This window comes from Plantactinospora sp. KLBMP9567 (genome assembly GCF_033446045.1).
Classification (GTDB): Bacteria; Actinomycetota; Actinomycetes; order Mycobacteriales; family Micromonosporaceae; genus Plantactinospora.
Genome location: NZ_JAWQRR010000021.1, coordinates 219,338 through 235,611 on the forward strand (window position 1 = coordinate 219,338; position 16,274 = coordinate 235,611).

At 73.6% G+C, this 16,274-nt stretch carries 12 protein-coding genes and 2 pseudogenes; 4 read left to right on the forward strand and 10 right to left on the reverse strand.

Going from position 1 to position 16,274, the window contains the following annotated elements:
* Window positions 1–33 precede the first annotated feature (33 nt).
* Complete coding sequence (locus R6Y94_RS17210) at window positions 34–1,278, forward strand: acyl-CoA dehydrogenase (RefSeq protein WP_318396865.1); 1,245 nt, start codon at window positions 34–36, stop codon at window positions 1,276–1,278.
* 16 nt (window positions 1,279–1,294) lie between these two features.
* Here R6Y94_RS17210 and R6Y94_RS17215 read toward each other — a convergent pair whose 3' ends face one another.
* The 9 genes and pseudogenes from R6Y94_RS17215 to R6Y94_RS17250 form a co-directional block, all read right to left on the reverse strand.
* Window positions 1,295–2,611 carry a hypothetical protein gene (locus R6Y94_RS17215; protein ID WP_318396866.1) on the reverse strand — a complete coding sequence of 439 codons (1,317 nt, stop codon included), beginning with the start codon at window positions 2,609–2,611 and terminating at the stop codon, window positions 1,295–1,297.
* Entirely contained in the window at window positions 2,608–3,552 is a 945-nt protein-coding gene (locus tag R6Y94_RS17220) for a transporter substrate-binding domain-containing protein (RefSeq protein ID WP_318396867.1), read from the reverse strand. The genes R6Y94_RS17215 and R6Y94_RS17220 overlap by 4 nt, the downstream gene beginning before the upstream one ends.
* Window positions 3,553–3,635: 83 nt before the next feature.
* On the reverse strand, window positions 3,636–5,408 hold the full coding sequence (locus R6Y94_RS17225) for a protein kinase domain-containing protein (RefSeq protein WP_412102784.1): 1,773 nt from the start codon (window positions 5,406–5,408) through the stop codon (window positions 3,636–3,638).
* 31 nt (window positions 5,409–5,439) lie between these two features.
* The gene (locus R6Y94_RS17230; protein ID WP_318396868.1) at window positions 5,440–5,883 is read right to left on the reverse strand and encodes a hypothetical protein; all 444 of its coding nucleotides are present in this window, start codon (window positions 5,881–5,883) and stop codon (window positions 5,440–5,442) included.
* 188 nt (window positions 5,884–6,071) lie between these two features.
* A pseudogene (locus R6Y94_RS45155) lies at window positions 6,072–8,093 on the reverse strand (adenylate/guanylate cyclase domain-containing protein); the annotation flags it as partial.
* Between the two features lie 246 nt (window positions 8,094–8,339).
* Window positions 8,340–9,911 (reverse strand): annotated as a pseudogene (locus tag R6Y94_RS45160) (adenylate/guanylate cyclase domain-containing protein); the annotation flags it as partial.
* Window positions 9,908–10,708 carry an MBL fold metallo-hydrolase gene (locus tag R6Y94_RS17240; protein WP_318396869.1) on the reverse strand — a complete coding sequence of 267 codons (801 nt, stop codon included), beginning with the start codon at window positions 10,706–10,708 and terminating at the stop codon, window positions 9,908–9,910. The gene R6Y94_RS17240 and the pseudogene R6Y94_RS45160, both read right to left, overlap by 4 nt.
* A 274-nt stretch (window positions 10,709–10,982) precedes the next feature.
* A complete protein-coding gene (locus R6Y94_RS17245) occupies window positions 10,983–11,444 on the reverse strand; it encodes a RidA family protein (RefSeq protein ID WP_318396870.1) in 462 nt (153 codons plus the stop codon).
* On the reverse strand, window positions 11,441–11,596 hold the full coding sequence (locus R6Y94_RS17250) for a DUF4177 domain-containing protein (RefSeq protein ID WP_130465462.1): 156 nt from the start codon (window positions 11,594–11,596) through the stop codon (window positions 11,441–11,443). Before R6Y94_RS17250 ends, R6Y94_RS17245 begins: the two co-directional genes overlap by 4 nt.
* A 265-nt stretch (window positions 11,597–11,861) precedes the next feature.
* On the opposite strand from R6Y94_RS17250, the gene R6Y94_RS17255 reads away from it, so the two are divergent.
* From R6Y94_RS17255 to R6Y94_RS17265, 3 genes are all read left to right on the forward strand, one after another.
* Window positions 11,862–13,244 (forward strand): hypothetical protein, encoded by a 1,383-nt coding sequence (locus R6Y94_RS17255; RefSeq protein WP_318396871.1) that lies wholly within the window; start codon window positions 11,862–11,864, stop codon window positions 13,242–13,244.
* A 41-nt stretch (window positions 13,245–13,285) separates the two neighbouring features.
* Window positions 13,286–14,275: an ArsA-related P-loop ATPase gene (locus R6Y94_RS17260; protein ID WP_318396872.1), complete on the forward strand. Its 990-nt coding sequence runs from the start codon at window positions 13,286–13,288 to the stop codon at window positions 14,273–14,275.
* Between the two features lie 232 nt (window positions 14,276–14,507).
* Window positions 14,508–15,656, forward strand: coding sequence for an ArsA family ATPase (locus R6Y94_RS17265; RefSeq protein WP_412102785.1), 1,149 nt, complete (start codon window positions 14,508–14,510; stop codon window positions 15,654–15,656).
* Here the strand turns inward: R6Y94_RS17265 and R6Y94_RS17270 are convergent.
* Complete coding sequence (locus R6Y94_RS17270) at window positions 15,643–15,939, reverse strand: WhiB family transcriptional regulator (RefSeq protein ID WP_101369108.1); 297 nt, start codon at window positions 15,937–15,939, stop codon at window positions 15,643–15,645. The two genes, R6Y94_RS17265 and R6Y94_RS17270, sit on opposite strands and share 14 nt — an antisense overlap.
* Window positions 15,940–16,274: the final 335 nt, after the last annotated feature.

Below are 16,274 nucleotides of genomic sequence, written 5' to 3' on the forward strand. Positions count from 1 at the left end.
CATCCCCAGCTCCCTCGAAGGAAGGCATCCCGCATGGACTTCGACCCCACTCCCGAGCAGCGGCAGCTCCGCGAGGCCGTCCGGGCCCTCGGCCAGCGCTACGGCCACGACTACTTCGTCGCCAAGGCGAAGGGCGGCGAGCACACCACCGAGCTGTGGGACGAGGCCGGCCGGCTGGGCTACCTCGGGGTCAACATCCCCGCCGAGTACGGCGGCGGTGGCGGCGGCATCACCGAACTGGCCATCGTCTGCGAGGAACTGGCGGCGACCGGCTGCCCGCTGCTGCTCCTGGTGGTCTCGCCGGCCATCGCGGGTACGGTGATCGGTCGGCACGGCACCGAGGCGCAGCGCCGGACCTTCCTGCCCGGGCTCGCCGACGGGTCCCTGAAGATCGCCTTCGCGATCACCGAACCGGAGGCGGGCTCGAACTTCCACCGGCTCGGCACGGTCGCCCGCCGTGACGGCGCGGACTGGCTGCTCTCCGGCCGGAAGTGCTTCATCTCCGGAGTGGACGAGGCGCCGTACGTGCTGGTCGTCGCCCGGGTACCCGACGACGGGCCCGCCGGGGCGGAGGGCGACGGAACGACCGACCCGGGCGGCGGTGGGCGCCCGACACCCGACGAGCGGCTCCGCCCCGCGCTCTTCGTCGTCCCGACCGACGCCCCCGGGCTGACCATGTCGAAGCTGGAGATGGAGATCGTCTCCCCGGAGAACCAGTGGCTGCTCTACTTCGACGAGGTACGGCTGCCCGGCGACGCCCTGGTCGGCGGGGCGGCCGAGCCGGGCGACCGGGGCGGGCTGGACGCCGGACTGCCGGCGCTCTTCGCCGGGCTCAACCCGGAGCGGATCACCGTCGCCGCGATGAGCGCCGGCACCGGCCGGTACGCGATCGAACGCGCCTCCACCTACACCGCCACCCGACGGGTCTGGGGTCGGCCGGTCGGCGCCCACCAGGGAGTCTCGCATCCGCTAGCGCACGCCGCCGTCCAGGTGGAACTGGCCCGACTGATGATCGCCAAGGCCGCCACCCTGTACGACGCCGGACGGGACGTCGAAGCCGGTGTCGCCGCGAACCTTGCCAAGTACGCCTCGGCGGAGGCGGCGGCGCTGGCCGTGGACACCGCGATCCAGGTGCACGGCGGCAACGGGATGACCACCGACTACGGGGTGGCCACCCTGCTCGGCGCGGTACGGGCCGGCCGGATCGCCCCGGTCAGCCGCGAGATGATCCTCAACTTCGTCGCCCAGCGCGTCCTCGGCCAGCCCAAGAGCTACTGATCAGCCGGTAACGGCGTCAGAGGCCCGCACCGGTGGCCGTCCGGCACTCCGCGTCGATCCGGTTCACCGGGCGTACCCGCCGGCCCATCCCCTCCAGCAGCGAGTCCTCGACGTGGAAGCCGTGGATCCGCAGCCGGTAGCGGGGTAGTTCCTCCTCGGTCGGGCAGAGCACCTGCGCCTCGACCCGGCCGGTCGGCACGTACCGGACGCCACCGCGCTCCTGGAGGATCACCATGCTGACGTCGTCCACCGTGATCACGTGCCCCCGGATCCGCTCGACGCCACCGGCCTCCGCACCGGGCGCGACCGGCCCGCCGTCCGAGGCCGGCGGCGTGGTGCCGGTGCCGTCGTCGGCGGCCCGGATCGTGGTGACGGTCAGCGGCAGCACCGGAGTGGTGATCACCGGCAGTGCCGCCCAGCAGAGCATCGCCAGTACCGCCAGCTGGGCCGTCATGGCGAGCGGCCGGGCCACCCCCACCGGTACGGGGCCGGTGACGAGCATCGCCAGCAGCGGCGGGGCCGCGATCACGAGTACCGCGAACGCCTCCCGCTGCTTCCACGCGTCGGCCAGGGTCGGCAGCATCAGCACGGCGTACCCGGCCAGCAGTGCGCCGAGGAGCAGCAGCCGGGGGATCCGCCGCTCGTCGAGCCGGGCCGGGCTGAGCTGAAACGCGGCCGCGAACGCCGGCAGCAGCAGTGGCAGGTAGAGGATCGGCCAGGTGGCGAGCGCGACGGCGAAGCTGGCGATCACCACCCACGGCGGGGTGATCGCCCGCCATCGGGCGAAGATCGGCGGATGCCGGCCGATCCGGTGCGACGGGTTGCACTGGGCACTGGCCAGCAGCACGGCGCCGATCGCGAAGACCGCGACCAGCCCGGCCGAGACCAGCCGGGCGGCGGTGGTGACCAGCGCGGCGGCCAGGTTCACCGGATTCACGTTGGCGACCAGCAGCAGGGTGGTCTGCAACTCGCCGCCCGCCTCCACGCCCAGCCGGAGTACCGAGAAGATCGCCGGCACCCCGACGACCAGGGTCCAGAACGACTGGCTGGCCCGGGATCTCCGCTCCGCGGCGTCGGCGGTGGACGGCCAGCCGACCGCCGCCCCTCCGCCCCGGTCACCGCCGCCGGTTGCGGAAGCGACCACCGGAACGTCGGATCTCGGATCATCGGACGCCGGCAGGTCGGACGCCGGCAGGTCGGACGCCAGGGCATCGGTCGCCGGGACGTCACCGGCCGCCGGCCGGCCGTCCACCGGCCGTCCACTCTCGACGCCGCCCCGGCCGGTCGGTGCGCCGGACCGGGGTGCCGTCGACTCCCGCCCGGAGAGGGTCACACCGGCGCCTTCTCGTCGAAGTCCACCAGGTCCGGGACGTTCAGCGGCGGCGGCTGCTGACGGTCCGGCCGAGGGAGCCACGGCCCCAGGTTCCGGTGGTACGCGCTGAGCCATGCACTCGTCCGGCCGGCGCGCCCCTCCTGGTAGCTCTTGTGCAGGAAGAAGGCGACCAGGTCACGAAGCGCCGGATCGCTGATCGGCACCCCGACGCCGAGTTGCTCGCTGGTGCCGAACGGCATGTCGACGATCTCGAACCTCGCCGGATAGCGGGAGCGGAACCCGGCGAGGATCGTCTCGTCGGAACTCACCGCGTCGTACCTGCCGTCGATGATTCCCTGCACGCAGTCCCGGACGTTCTTGACCACCAGCGTCCTTATCTGGTGTTTTTCGAGTTCGGCCTCGGTGGTCGACCCGCCTCCGACGCAGATCCGCAAGCTGGGGGCGCGCAGGTCCTCGATGGTGCGGATCCGGTTCTTCAGCGCGACCGGGATCATCACCTCCTGGGTGGTGACGAAGTACGGTCCGGCAAAGCTCACCAGCTTCTGCCGCTCCTCGGTGATGGAGAAGCTGGAGACCACCATGTCGACCTGCCCGCTCTGCAGTGCGGGAATCCGGTCCTCGGTGGCGAGCTGCACGAACTCGATCCGCTGGTCCCCGGCGTAGCCGAGCGACGCCGCGATGTACCGGGCGATGTCAATGTCGAACCCGACGTACTTGCCGTTGTCGTCCAGTACGCCCATCAGCGGCTCCAGGGTGGCGACCCCGATCCGCAGCTTGCTCTGGCCGTAGATGTGCGACTGCTTGAGCTTCTCCTGCACCGAGGGGGGCTCGGGACCGCGCTGGCTGTCGCAGCCCGCTCCGGCGGCGAGCAGCAGGGTGAGCACGACCGCCATGGTCGTGCCGAGCAGCCGTAGCCGGCCTCTGCGCGATGTCTCGGTCATCGACGGACCCCGGTCTGGGAGGGGGATGCTACCGCCGAGCGTAGCCGCCAATGCCCACTTCGGTAATCACCACCACGCGGAGATCAGCTCGCCGTCAGGCTGGGCCCGGTGAGCCGGTCGACGCCCTTACCGGCCAGGCAGCGGAAGGTCCGTTCAATTCCGCCGGCCGGCGGCGGCAATACCTCGAAACGCCACGGGGCGACGTCGATCAGGGTGGTGGTGTGCCGGAAGACGGTCGCGTTGCAGACCTGGCGAACGGTGATGTCGTTCTTCACCGCCGCATGGTCGGCCGGGTCCAGCCCGGGTGGCAGGTCACCTTCGGCATAGGACTCCCAGGTGTGCCGGCCCGCGCAGGCAATCTCGCTGGCCTCCGCCACCGTGCCCCGGAGCCGGACCGGGCCGAAACACTCCAGCTCGGCCGGGCAGCGGGCGGCCTGGGGCAGCGGCAACTGGCAGCCCGGCAGCGCACCGGTCCCGACCGACGGCCGGCTGGCGGTCGGACCGGCCGTCGTCGCCACCGCCCGCCCGCTCGGCGACGGCCCCGGCAGCCCTCGGTTGGCGAGGAACCAGGAACCGCTGGCGATGGTGGCCAGCAGGACAAGCACGCCCAGACCACCGAAGATCCAGTAGCGCCGCTTGCGGCGGGGCCGGGAGATGGCGGGCTCCCCGCCCACCTCCGGCGGGCCGGAGCCGGGCCGGGGTGGCGGCGGCGTGTAGGACTTCGAGAGGTAGACGCTGGGCGGGGCACCACCCGAGGGCGGCGCCCCGGAGACGGGGACGCCCGAGACCGGCACGCCGGAGACGGGCGCGCCGGAGGTGGGTGTGCGGGGCGAGGGCGTACCGGCGGGGGCCGAGGTCATCGCGGGGCCCGCCGGGCCGCCGCTCCCGGAGGCGGCGACGCTGCCGGCCGGCGCGCCGAGGGCACCGGGTGGCCAGGACCCGCCGGAGACCGGAATCCCGGAGACCGGGATCCCCGACACCGGCACGCCCGCGACCACGTTCCGGTTCGGCGTGTTCGTCACAGCCGGCGGATCCAACGGTACGGCGACGAGCAGGTCCCGCAACTGCTCGGCGGTGGGCCGGTCGGCGGGGTCGTTGGCCATCCCGTAGCGGAGCAGGTCGAGCAGTGGGGCCGGTACGCCCGGCAGCTCCGGGATCGGCTCGGCGAAGAGCTCCAGCAGGGTGAGTAGTCCGGGGTTGCGGTCGGCCTGCCAGCGCGGCGGCTTGCCGTGCATCACCGCGTAGAGGGTGGCGCAGAGCGCGTACACGTCGACGGCCGGTGACGGTGGGCTGTGCCGGAACATCTCCGGTGGCGCGTACGCCGGGGTCAGCACCTCAAGGGTGATCGCCGTGTCCCGGGCCTCGGCGAGTACGGCCAGCCCGAAGTCGGCCAGCGCCGGCTCGTTGAACCGGGAGTAGAGGATGTTGGCGGGCTTGACGTCCCGGTGCAGCACCCCGAGCTGGTGGGCGTCGGCGAGCGCGTCGGCGATCTTCACGCCGACATCGCGGGCCTCGACCGGGTTCAGCGGCGAGGTACGCATCCGCTCGGCGTACGACCCGTCGCAGAGTTCCATGATCAGATATGGGTGCTGGTCCTCGGTGACCCCGGCGTCGAAGAGGTCGACCACGTGCGGATGGGACGACATCCGGCCGGCCGCCCGCGCCTCGCGGAGGAATCGGCGCTGGTCCCGCTCGCTGTCCAGAGTCCGGTTCTCGACCTTCACCGCGACCTCACGCCCCACGGACTGCTGGGTCGCCCGGTACACGGTGGCATAACCACCCCGGGCAAATACCTGCAAATCCGTCAGGCCGGGCACGACGGGCAGCGGCAGCGCGCCTGGCGGGGTATCGGTCACAGACTTGAAAATACCGGGAACATGAGCGGGTTCAGCCCCCCGCACCCGTGGCTGTTACCGGCTGGTTGCCATTCCGACGCCGGTCGTACCAGAGGCCGGCGACGGTGGCAACCGCACCGAGGCCCTCCCAGAGGGCCACTCCGAAGAACCGGCCCGGCGCCACCTCGGTCAGCACCAGGACGGTGAAGACGGTGAAGGTCAGCAGCCGGAACAGCACGGTGAACCGGAAGAACGGCCGCCATTCGGTCCACCCGGCGAGCAGGTAGTAGACACCCATGTTGAACGAGGCCATCGACGAGGCCGCGACGAAGGTCCTGGTGTAGTCGCCGGCGACCCGGTCGGCCGGTTCACGCACCTCGAGGCCGAGCATGGCGAGCAGCCACTCCGGTCGGATCAGGCCGGCGGCGCCGAGCAGCAGGGCGAGCCCTCCGAAGACGGCGATGGTCCAGCCTGCGGCCGAGCGGGGCAGTCTCACCTGCGATCCTCCGTGCCGACGCCAGTCCGCTGTGGACGGCAGTGGATCTAGGCTAACGGCTGCCCGGGCTGGGCGGTATCCCGAAGATCGATGGAATCGAACCCGGCGGCCGGCGCCGTGATCTCCTCGGCGAGCCGCTGCCGGACCACCACCAGCCCCTCCCGGGCGGCCGGACCCGTCGACGGCCGGGCCAGCCGGGCCCGCAACTCCTCCGCCGCGGCCCGCTCACTGGTCTGCTGCGTCGAGTACGCCAACCGGACCGCCTCCTCGGCGACCTCGGCCGCCTCCGCCGGCTGTCCCGCCCCGGCCAGCGCCTCGGCCAGTATCCGAACGGCGATCACCTGACTGCGGATGTCCTCGCCCGGAGCCTCCACCGCCTGCCGGGCCCAGTCCAGCGCGACCGCCGTCCGCCCGTCGGCGAGCAGCGCGGACGCGTACCGGGCCAGGGCCTGGCGGCGGCTGAACAGCACCGAAGGCACCGCGCCGGCCGCCGCGATCGGTTCGAGCAGGTTCACCGCGGTCGCCGCGTCGCCGTCGGCCAGCCGGCTCGCCGCGAGCAGCATCCGGGGACCGAGCTGGGTCGGCGCCAACGGGTTGTGCGGCTCCACCGCCGCCAGCACCGCCTCGGCGTCCCGTTCCGCCGCCGCGACATCCCCCCGGTCGAGTGCCACGAACCCGCGCAGGGTGCTGGCGAGCCCGGTGAGCAGCGGGTGCGAGGTGCGCCGGCCGTACCCGAGCGCATCGGTGAGCAGGTCGGTGGCGTGCTCCGGCTCGCCGACGCCGCGCGCCACCGCGCCGCGTACGACCAGGGCGAAGCCCCGGCCCCAGTCGTCGGCGGCGGCGGCGAAGTCCCGGTACGCCCGCCGCGCCTCGCGGTCGGCCTCGGCGAGTTCACCCAGTTCGGCGGCGGCGAACGCCTCCACGGCGCGCAGTGTGCCGACCGCCCACGCCTCGCTGACCCGCTCGCCGAACGGCAGGAAGACCTGGGCCAGCCGACGCGCCTCGCCGAGCCGGCCGGCGAGCAGCCGGGCGAACGCGGTGGTGCCGCGCAGCCAGGCCCGCCCCACCGGGTCGTCGATCTCGGCGAAGAGCCGCGCCGCCCGGCCGAGTACGGCGTCGGTGCCGGCGAAGTCGCCCCGGGTGGTGGTGACCCAGGCCAGGTTCTGGAGTGACCACGCCTGTCCCCGGGGATCGTCGGCGTCCAGGTTGACCTGGTACGCCCCGGCGAACCGGCTGCTGGCCTGGCTCAGCCGGCCGCTGACGAAGTCGGCCATCCCGAGCCGCCGCATCGCCGACGCCCGGGGCCCCGGCAGGTTGTGCCGGGTGGCCACCTGCAACGCCTCCTGCCAGGAGCTCACCGCCCGCGCCTGGTCGCCCTGGGCCAGGTACGCCTGACCGACCACGAGCAGTGCCCCGGCCCGTACGGCGACGTCGTCCCCGGCGTTCGCCCCGATCTTCTCGGCGAAGGCGAGCGCCTCGGCGATCCGCCCCACCTGGAGCAGGGCGCGGGCGTGCACCAGCCGGTCGCCACCGGGTACCGACTCACCGGCGAGCCGGGCGGCCCGCTCGGCGTACTCGACGGCCTGTGCCGGCTCCCCGGCGGCGAGTGCCCGCCGGGCGGAGCGGCCCAGCGCCGCCATGCCGAGCGGCGCCACGTTCCGGGCGGTCGCGTCGGAGCGCAGACTGACCACGTCGGCGAGCGCGCTGGCCCGCTCGGCGTGCTCGGCGATGAAGGCGTCCCGCTCGGCGGCCGGCAGCCCGCTCGCCCCGGTGCCGGGCCGGACCGCCTCGCCCGGACCGGTTCCCGGGTCCGGCGGCGCGGCCCACTCGGCGAGCGCGGCGTGCCGGTCGGCGAGATCGGCCTTGCCGATGCCGGCGTAGACGGCCTCCCGCATCAGCGGGGTGGCGAAGATGTAGCCGTCCCGGTTGCGGTGCAGCATCCGGCGCTGGAGCAGCTCCTCGACGGCCCGCTCCAGCTCGACCGCGACGACCGCGGTCGGCCGCCCCTCGCGCCCGGCCCGCCGCTCGCGCAGCGCCTCCAGCGCACCGGCCGGCACCGTGTCGCCGACCACTGCGGCGTCCCGCAGCGCCGCCCGGGCGTCCGGCGGCAACGCGTCGATCCGGGCCGCCAGCACGGCGGCGAGGTCGCGGGAGAGCAGCCGGCTGCCCAGCGAACCGGGCGCCAGCCGCCAGACGCCGGCGGCTCCCGCAACGGTGCCGCCGACCGGACTCGCCCCGCCGACCGGGGCGGATGTCGAGGCCGCTCCCAGCCCCGCTCGCTGCGCCTCGTCCGCGCCGACCGTCCCGCCGGTCCCTCCACCGACCGTTCTGCCGCTCCGTCCGGCCGGGGCGGTGGTCCCGGTCGCGCCGGTTCGCACGGCGGAGCCGGCCACACCGCTGCCCGGGGCGGCCTGGCCGGCGGCGGAGGGCCGGACCGGTGCCCGGCCCAGCACGGTGGTCAGCGCGCCCCGCTCCATCAGCAACGTGACCAGCTCGGCCAGATAGAACGGGTTGCCCTGGGCGGTGGCGAGCAGCCGGTCCACGTCGGCCTGGGGCAGCCGCCCCCCGCCGAGGTAGGCGGTCAGCAGCCGGGCGGCGTCCGCACCGCGCAGCGGCGGCAGGGCGTGTACCTCGGCGTCGGCCACCCGGGTCAGCGCACCGGCGGTCCGGACCAGCTCGGGACGGCCGAGCAGTAGCACCAGCACCGGCCCGGTCAGCCGGGACAGCGTCACGCCGAGCGCGTCGGTGGTCTCCGGGGTGGCGTCGTGCAGGTCGTCGACGATGACCGCGAGCGGGGTCTCGGCGGCGAGCGCGCTGAGCAGTTCGGCGACGGCGACCGGGATCGCGTCGGCGTCCGGCCCGGGTTCGCCGGCCGACCACTCGGCGGGGCCCGCCGGCACGGTGCCGTGCGCCGGAGGCAGCTCGGTGTAGCCCAGCAGGGCGAGCAGGAGGTCGACGGCGACCGGTGGCGGGTCGGGGCGATGCCGGGAGAGCCGCTGGCCCAGCCGGCGCAGCCGCTCCTCGACCACCGGCCGGGTGACGGCGGTGGCCGGGCCGTCCGGCAGGCCGACCGCCGCCCGGACCAGGTCGGCGAGCGGGGCGAGCCGGCGGCGCTCCCCGAACGCCGCGCACTTGACCGAGAGCACCCGGGCGCCGGTGTGCGTCGCGTACCGGCCGGCACCGACGTCGTAACCGGCGGCCAGCCGTTCCACCTCGGCGGCGAACCGGGACTTGCCGATCCCCGCCTCGGCGGTCATCAGCAGCACCCGGGGCTGCCCCTGGTCGATCACCTCGGCGAGTCGACCGGCCACCCGGCCGATCTCGGTCTCCCGCCCGACGAAGGGCGCCTCGTCGCCGAGCCCGGACCGGGTGCCGGGGGCGTCCAGCAGGCCCAGCAGCTCGTACGCCTCGACCGGCTCCCGCTTGCCCTTCAGCCGCAGTGGCCGGAGCTGCCGCCAGGAGGCGACCCGCCGGGTGGCCGCCGCCGTCCGGGCACCGGCGTAGACGGCGCCGATCGCGGCGGCGTCGGCCAGCCGGGCGGCGGTGTTCACGGTGTCGCCGATGACGGTGTATTCGATCGACGCCTGGATGCCGGCGACCACGTCACCGGTGTTGAGCCCGACCCGCAGCCCGAGCGGGGCCCCGCCGCCCTGCTCGTCGTCGAGGACCCGGCGTACGGCGCGCTGCATGGAGAGCGCCGCCCGGACCGCCCGCTCGGCGTCGTCCTCGTGCGCGACGGGTGCGCCGAAGACGGCCATGATCCCGTCGCCGGTCAGCTTGTCGACGTGCCCGCCGAAGGTCTTGACCGCACCGGCGAGCGCGGCGAGGACCCGGTCGGTGACCGTACTGACCCGCTCCGGGTCAAGATCCTCCGACCAGGAGGTAAAATCGGACAGATCGCCGAAGAGCACCGTTACCACCCGGCGCTCCGCCTCCGGCAGGGTCGCGGCAGCCGGTAGCGCGACTCCGCAGTTGTGGCAGAACCGCGCACCGGGTACGGCAACGGTTCCACACACCGGGCAGGTCACGGATTTTCCAACCCACCGGCCCCCGGGCCGGATTCCCGGTTCTCTTGATCGAGATAGGCGAGTTGGGCCCGGACGGACCATTCGGCCGCCGACCAGAGCGCCCGGTCCACGTCCGCGTAGACCACCGCCACCACCTCGGCGGCGCTGCGCGCCCCCTGGCTCACCGCCGTGCGGACCTGGTCGAGCCGGGCCTGCCGGTGGGCCAGGTAGAACCGGGCCGCGACGGCGCAGTCGGCCAGCGGCGGGCCGTGCCCGGGCAGCACCGGCACCCCGGCGAACTCGGTCAGCGTCTCCAGGCTCTCCAGATAGTTCCCCAGGTCACCGTCGGGGTGCGCGACGATCGTGGTGCCCCGGCCCAGGATGGTGTCGCCGGTGAAGACAGCCCGCTCGTCACCGCCCTCGACCAGGAAGCAGAGCGAGTCGGCGGTGTGCCCGGGGGTGATCAACAGCCGGATCCGGAGACCGGCCAGCTCGATCGTCGACCACCCGCAGCGGAAGGTCAGCGGCTCGGCGCCGGTCAGCTCCAGGAAGCGGTCCAACCCCTCGGTGTGGTCGGGGTGGCCGTGCGTGACCAGCACCCCGGCCACCGGCCCGTGCGCGGCCACCGCGGCCAGGTGGCCCTCGTCGAGCGGGCCCGGATCGACCACGACCACCACACCCGTGCCCGGGACGCCGAGCACCCAGGTGTTGGTGCCGTCCAGGGTCATCGGCCCCGGGTTGGGGGCACGGACCAGCGTCGCCCAGCTCGGTAGCTGGTCGGCCAGCGCCGCCGCCGGCGCGGTCACGTGCCCGGTCATGGCTGAGATGGTACGACCCGCAGGCGACAGCACCGTGACCTGCCGGTGTCGCCCGTCGGACAAGCCACCCCGGTGTTCACCCAGCGGTCTTCGACCCGGAGTTCTCTCACCGCAGCGCGCGGTGCCGGACCGGCACCGCCGGCCCGGCTCCGGCAGCCCTTCGACTCACCCGGCCGCCCACTCCGGCTCGGGTCACGGTGACGTTCTGGGCCGGGCCGGCCGCACGGGTCCTCCGGGCGGCCCCGGCGCTACCTGACCGGAGGCCTGACCCGGCTCAGGCCACCTCGACGATGACCTCGACCTCGACCGGCGCGCCCAGCGGCAGTTCGGCGACCCCGACCGCGCTGCGGGCGTGCCGGCCCGCCTCACCGAAGACGGTGCCGAAGAGTTCCGAGGCGCCGTTGACCACGCCGGGCTGCCCGGTGAACCCGTCGGCGGAGGCCACGAAACCGGTCACCTTTACGATCTTGACAACGCTCTCCAGGCCCACCAGCGTGTCGATCGCGGCAAGCGCGTTCAGCGCGCACTGCGCGGCCAGGTCCTTCGCCTGCTCGGCCGAGACACCTGCGCCGACCCTGCCGGTGGCCAGCAGCTTGCCGTCGCGAAACGGCAACTGGCCGGAGACGTACACCTGGCGACCGGACTGGACGGCCGGTACGTACGAGGCCAGCGGTGGCACCACCTCGGGCAGTACGAGGCCCAGCTCGGCGAGCTTGCCGTGTGGTCCAGCCGTCACGACTTGGCCCGCTTGAGGTACGCGACGAGCTGCTCCGGGTTCGGGCCGGGTATCACCGCCACCAGTTCCCAACCGTCCTCGCCCCAGTTGTCGAGAATCTGCTTGGTGGCGTGCGTGAGCAGCGGCACCGTGGCGTACTCCCACTTCTGCATCGCTAGAGGTCTCCTCGTCTCGGGCTTGTCGGCGACAGCCTACGGGCTGCGGCCGCCGCGGTACGCGTACGCCTCCCGATCGGTGGGGCGGAGCTGTCCCGATCCCGCGCCGGACCGTGGCTGCCCCGGTTGGCCGGGCGGGATACCCTCGCCGGGCCGGGTCGCCACAGTTCTGCCGCCGCACCGTCCGACCACGCCAGCCCTCCCGACCCGCCGGCCGGCGCCTTGACCACCGCACCGGGGCCCTGCGGGGATTGGGGAGACCATGAGGCAACCGTCCGACGGCGACGAACCCGCCCGCCCGCCGGCCGAGTCCTCGGCACAGAACGGGCCCACCGGGCCAGTCCCGGACATCGAGCCGACCGGACCGGCACCACAGCCCGAACCGAGCGGACCGGCACCACAGCCCGAACCGACCGGACCGGCATCGATCGACGTGCCGGAACGATCGGCCGGCGGGTCGGCCGAAGCGACACGCCCGGCCGAGGTTCCGGCGTCGGCGAAATCCTCGTCCGAGGTCGCCTCGCCGGTCGACCCGTCCGTCAACACGCCGTCCGACGACGAGCCGACGGAGCCGACCTTTCCGGCCGAGACCGCAGAGCCGCCCTCCGCTCCCGCCGAGACCGCAGAGCCGCCCCCCGCTCCCGCCGATTCCGGCGCCCCCGAGACGCCGGAGTCCCCCACCCGAGGGCTCGCCCCCGAGACCTCAGCCGTCCCGGACCTCCCGGAGACCGCCACCCAACGGCTCGACCCGGAGACCCGGGTCCTCCCGGATCCCCCGGAGGTGCCGACCCAGCGGATCGTCCCGGCATCGCCGGCAACCGCCGCCCCGACCCCAGCGCCCGCCCCGCCGGCCCCCACCGAAGCAGGGGCCTCGGTCCCCTCGACCGAATCCGCAGCCCCACTGGCCCCGACCGGGCCGTGGGCCTCGTCGGTGACGGCGGCCTCCCAGCCTGTCCCGCCGACGCCGGCCGGGCCGATGCCGTACGGGCCGCCGACCTCGGCACCGCCCATGTCCGGCCCGCCCATGTCCGGCCCGCCCATGTCGGCGCCGCCCGGATACGGCCCGCCGGGACCGGGGCAGCCGACTCCGGGACAGCCCGGTCCGGGCGGCTACCACCCCGGCCAGCCCGGGCCGGGCCCGGCCGTACCCGGTCACCCGGCACCTCCCGGCTATCCGGCGACCGGACCCGCCACACCGCCGAGGAAGCGGCGCGGTCTCATCATCGCGTCGGTCGCGCTGGCCGCGACGCTGCTGCTCTGCGTGGTCGGCGGGGTCTCCGCCTTCCTGGTGGTCCGCGGCGTCGAGCGGGGCGAAGGGGCCGCGGATCCCGTGGTCGCCGTGGACGAGTTCCTGACGGCGGTCTACAGCGAGCGGGACGCCGACCGGGCGGCCAGCCTGGTCTGCTCGGCCGCCCGGGACGACGACGAGATCGCCGCGAAGATCCAGGAGGTGGCGGAGTCCGCCGGGCGGTACGACACCGCGCGGTTCCGTTGGGCCACGCCCAAGGTCGACGAGCAGACCGAGGAACGGGCCCTGGTGTCGACCAGACTCACCATGACCACCGGCGACGAGCGGTCGGTGGACCAGCAGTTGGCCTTCGTGGTGATACGGGAGACCGGGTGGTGGGTCTGCGACGTCATCTGACCGGCCGGCTGGTCGGGCTCGGGGCTGGTTAGGCTCGAAGGGTGCGAGCGGGCGAGGAGTCGGGGGACCGGGCGGGTGCCGACCGGGCGAGTGCCCGGTGGCCGGCCCGGCTGCACGTGATCACCGGTAAGGGCGGGACCGGCAAGACGACGGTTGCCGCCGCGCTGGCGCTGGCACTGGCCAGCGGTGGTCGCCGTACGCTGCTGGTCGAGGTGGAGAGCCGGCAGGGCATCGCCCAGCTCTTCGGCACCGACCCGCTGCCGTACGAGGAGCGGCCGATCGCCACCGCACGCGGCGGTGGCGAGGTACGCGCCCTGGCCGTCGACTCCGAGGAGGCGCTCCTCGAGTACCTCGACATGTTCTACAAGCTCGGGGCGGCGGGTCGGGCGCTGCGCAAGCTCGGCGCGATCGACTTCGCCACCACGATCGCACCGGGGCTGCGGGACGTACTGCTCACCGGCAAGGTCAAGGAGGCCACCACCCGGACGGCCGACAAGCGCCGGGTGTACGACGCGGTGGTGCTGGACGCCCCGCCGACCGGTCGGATCGGCCGGTTCCTGAACGTCACCGCCGAGACCGCCCGGCTGGCCAAGGTCGGCCCGATCAAGACCCAGAGCGAGGGGGTCGCGGCGCTGCTCCGCTCCCCGATGACCGCCGTACATGTGGTCACGCTGCTGGAGGAAATGCCGGTTCAGGAGACGATCGACGCGATCGCCGACCTGAACGGCCTACGGATCCCGGTCGGCCGGCTGATCCTGAACGCGACCCGCCCGCCGCTGCTGGCCGGCAAGGTCACCCAGGCCGAGCTGCGCCGGGGGCTGGCCGCGGCCGGCCTGCAGACCGATCGGGCGTCCGTCGCCGGCCTGCACGCCGAGGCCCGCGACCAGCTCATCCGGCGTGAGTTGGAGGAGTCGCTCCGGGCCGACCTGGTCGAGCTGGGGCTGCCCCTGGTGGAGCTGCCACTGCTGACCGAAGGGGTGGACCGCGTCGGTCTGGACGTGATCGCCGACACGCTGCTGGCCGCCGACTGAACCCGGACCCGGCCGGACCTCGCCAAACCGAGCCGGGGGCGCCGGCTCCACCTACGCCACTGCGCACCTCGGAGACCCCGAGCCCGAGGTTCCGCGATGCCGACCGGACCGGGACGGCGGCGAGCAGCCCGGCCGCCGAGTGAGAGGGCGAACACGGGCCGGGACAGCCGATTGACTCACACCTGAGTGGCACCACGCCGCCCGCGCGGCGCTGTGCCGATACGCTCGGTTGGTGCGTCCCGATCACCCAGCACCGGAGCTGGACATCGACCAGATCCTCGCCGATCCCGGTGTCCGGATCGTGGTCTGCTGCGGCTCGGGCGGGGTGGGCAAGACCACCACGGCTGCCGCCCTCGCGCTCCGGGCCGCCGAGCGGCACGGCCGGCGTACGGTGGTGCTGACCATCGACCCGGCCCGGCGGCTGGCCCAGTCGCTCGGGTTGAGCGAGCTGGACAACACCCCCCGGCAGGTCAAGGGGATCGACGTCGAGACCAGCAGCGGCGAACTGCACGCCATGATGCTGGACATGAAACGGACCTTCGACGACGTGGTGCTCGCGCACACCGATCCGGCGAAGGCAGCGGAGATCTTCGCCAACCCGTTCTACCAGGCGATGAGTTCCACCTTCGCCGGCACCCAGGAATACATGGCGATGGAGAAGCTGGGCCAGTTGCACGCCCGGGACGAGTGGGACCTGATCGTGGTCGACACCCCGCCGTCCCGGTCCGCCCTGGACTTCCTCGACGCACCGGCCCGGCTCTCCCGGTTTCTGGACGGGCGGATGCTGCGGTTGCTGCTGGCGCCGGCCCGCAGCGGTGGGCGGAGCATGTTCAGCCTGGTCACCGCCTCGTTCGGGATGTTCTCCCGGGTCGTGCAGAAGGTGCTCGGCGCTCAGTTGCTCACTGACCTGTCCGGTTTCGTGGCGGCGCTCGACTCGATGTTCGGGGGTTTCCGGCAGCGCGCCGAGCAGACGTACCAGGTGCTCCAGGCACGAGAGACGGCGTTCCTGCTGGTCGCGGTGCCCGAGCCGGACGCGGTCCGGGAGGCGGCGTACTTCGCGGGGCGGCTGAGCCAGGAGCGCATGCCGCTGGCCGGTCTGGTGCTGAACCGGGTGCACCGGCCCGCGGTGGAGCGGCCGACCGCCGCCGAGAGCCTGGCCGCGGCCGAACGGCTGGTGGAGCTGGGCGGGCACGAGGCGACCGTGGAAACCCTGTTGGCACATGCCGCGCTCAGCCAGCAGGCAGCGCGGGAGCGGCGGGTCGCCCGGGTCTTCACCGATGCCTTTCCGGCGGTACCGACGGTTGCGGTGACGGCTCAGCCCGCCGACGTGCACGACGTCGACGGGCTGCGCACGATCGGTGCCGCGATCAGCCGGCGTTGACCAGGACCTTGTCCTTGTTCTTCAAGGCCGCCTCGAACATCTTGCGCCAGCTCGCCACCTGCGGGTGACGACGCAACAGAGCCCGGCGTTCCCGCTCGGTCATGCCGCCCCACACACCGAACTCGATGCGGTTGTCGAGCGCGTCGGCGAGGCACTCGTACCGCACCGGGCAGCTGCGGCAGATCCGCTTCGCCACGTTCTGTTCGGCGCCCTGCACGAACAGCGCGTCAGGATCACCGTTCTGACACGCTGCCAACGTGGGCCAATCTGTGATCATGCCCATCTGTTCCTGTCCCCCCTTGCAGTCCCGCTACCGACCAGAGCCGGTCAGCCGGCGATAACCCCCCGGCCACCCGTGCCGCCCTCCCCCGGGCACCACGGACGACATGCGTTTCTCTCGCTCGACCATCATGCTCTGTAGTCAACTGATTACGCAACGTTGTTAGCCAAATCCGTCAACCCGGACATTCCTTGGCGCTTCATCCGGCAATCCGGCCCTGACTACCCGGCCGCGATCAGCGAAAACGCTGCGGAGACTTCCCGGAGGGAGGAGACTCTGCAGCAAGGAGCCCGCAACCGCGCACCAGGGGTCGTGCGTTTAACACAACGAGGCCAGCG

Coding starts and splice junctions, on each gene's coding strand:
- R6Y94_RS17210 (WP_318396865.1), top strand. CDS start 34: ATGGACTTCGACCCCACTCCCGAGCAGCGGCAGCTCCGCGAGGCCGTC.
- R6Y94_RS17220 (WP_318396867.1), bottom strand. CDS start 3,552: ATGACCGAGACATCGCGCAGAGGCCGGCTACGGCTGCTCGGCACGACC.
- R6Y94_RS17240 (WP_318396869.1), bottom strand. CDS start 10,708: ATGACCGGGCACGTGACCGCGCCGGCGGCGGCGCTGGCCGACCAGCTA.
- R6Y94_RS17250 (WP_130465462.1), bottom strand. CDS start 11,596: ATGCAGAAGTGGGAGTACGCCACGGTGCCGCTGCTCACGCACGCCACC.
- R6Y94_RS17255 (WP_318396871.1), top strand. CDS start 11,862: ATGAGGCAACCGTCCGACGGCGACGAACCCGCCCGCCCGCCGGCCGAG.
- R6Y94_RS17270 (WP_101369108.1), bottom strand. CDS start 15,939: ATGGGCATGATCACAGATTGGCCCACGTTGGCAGCGTGTCAGAACGGT.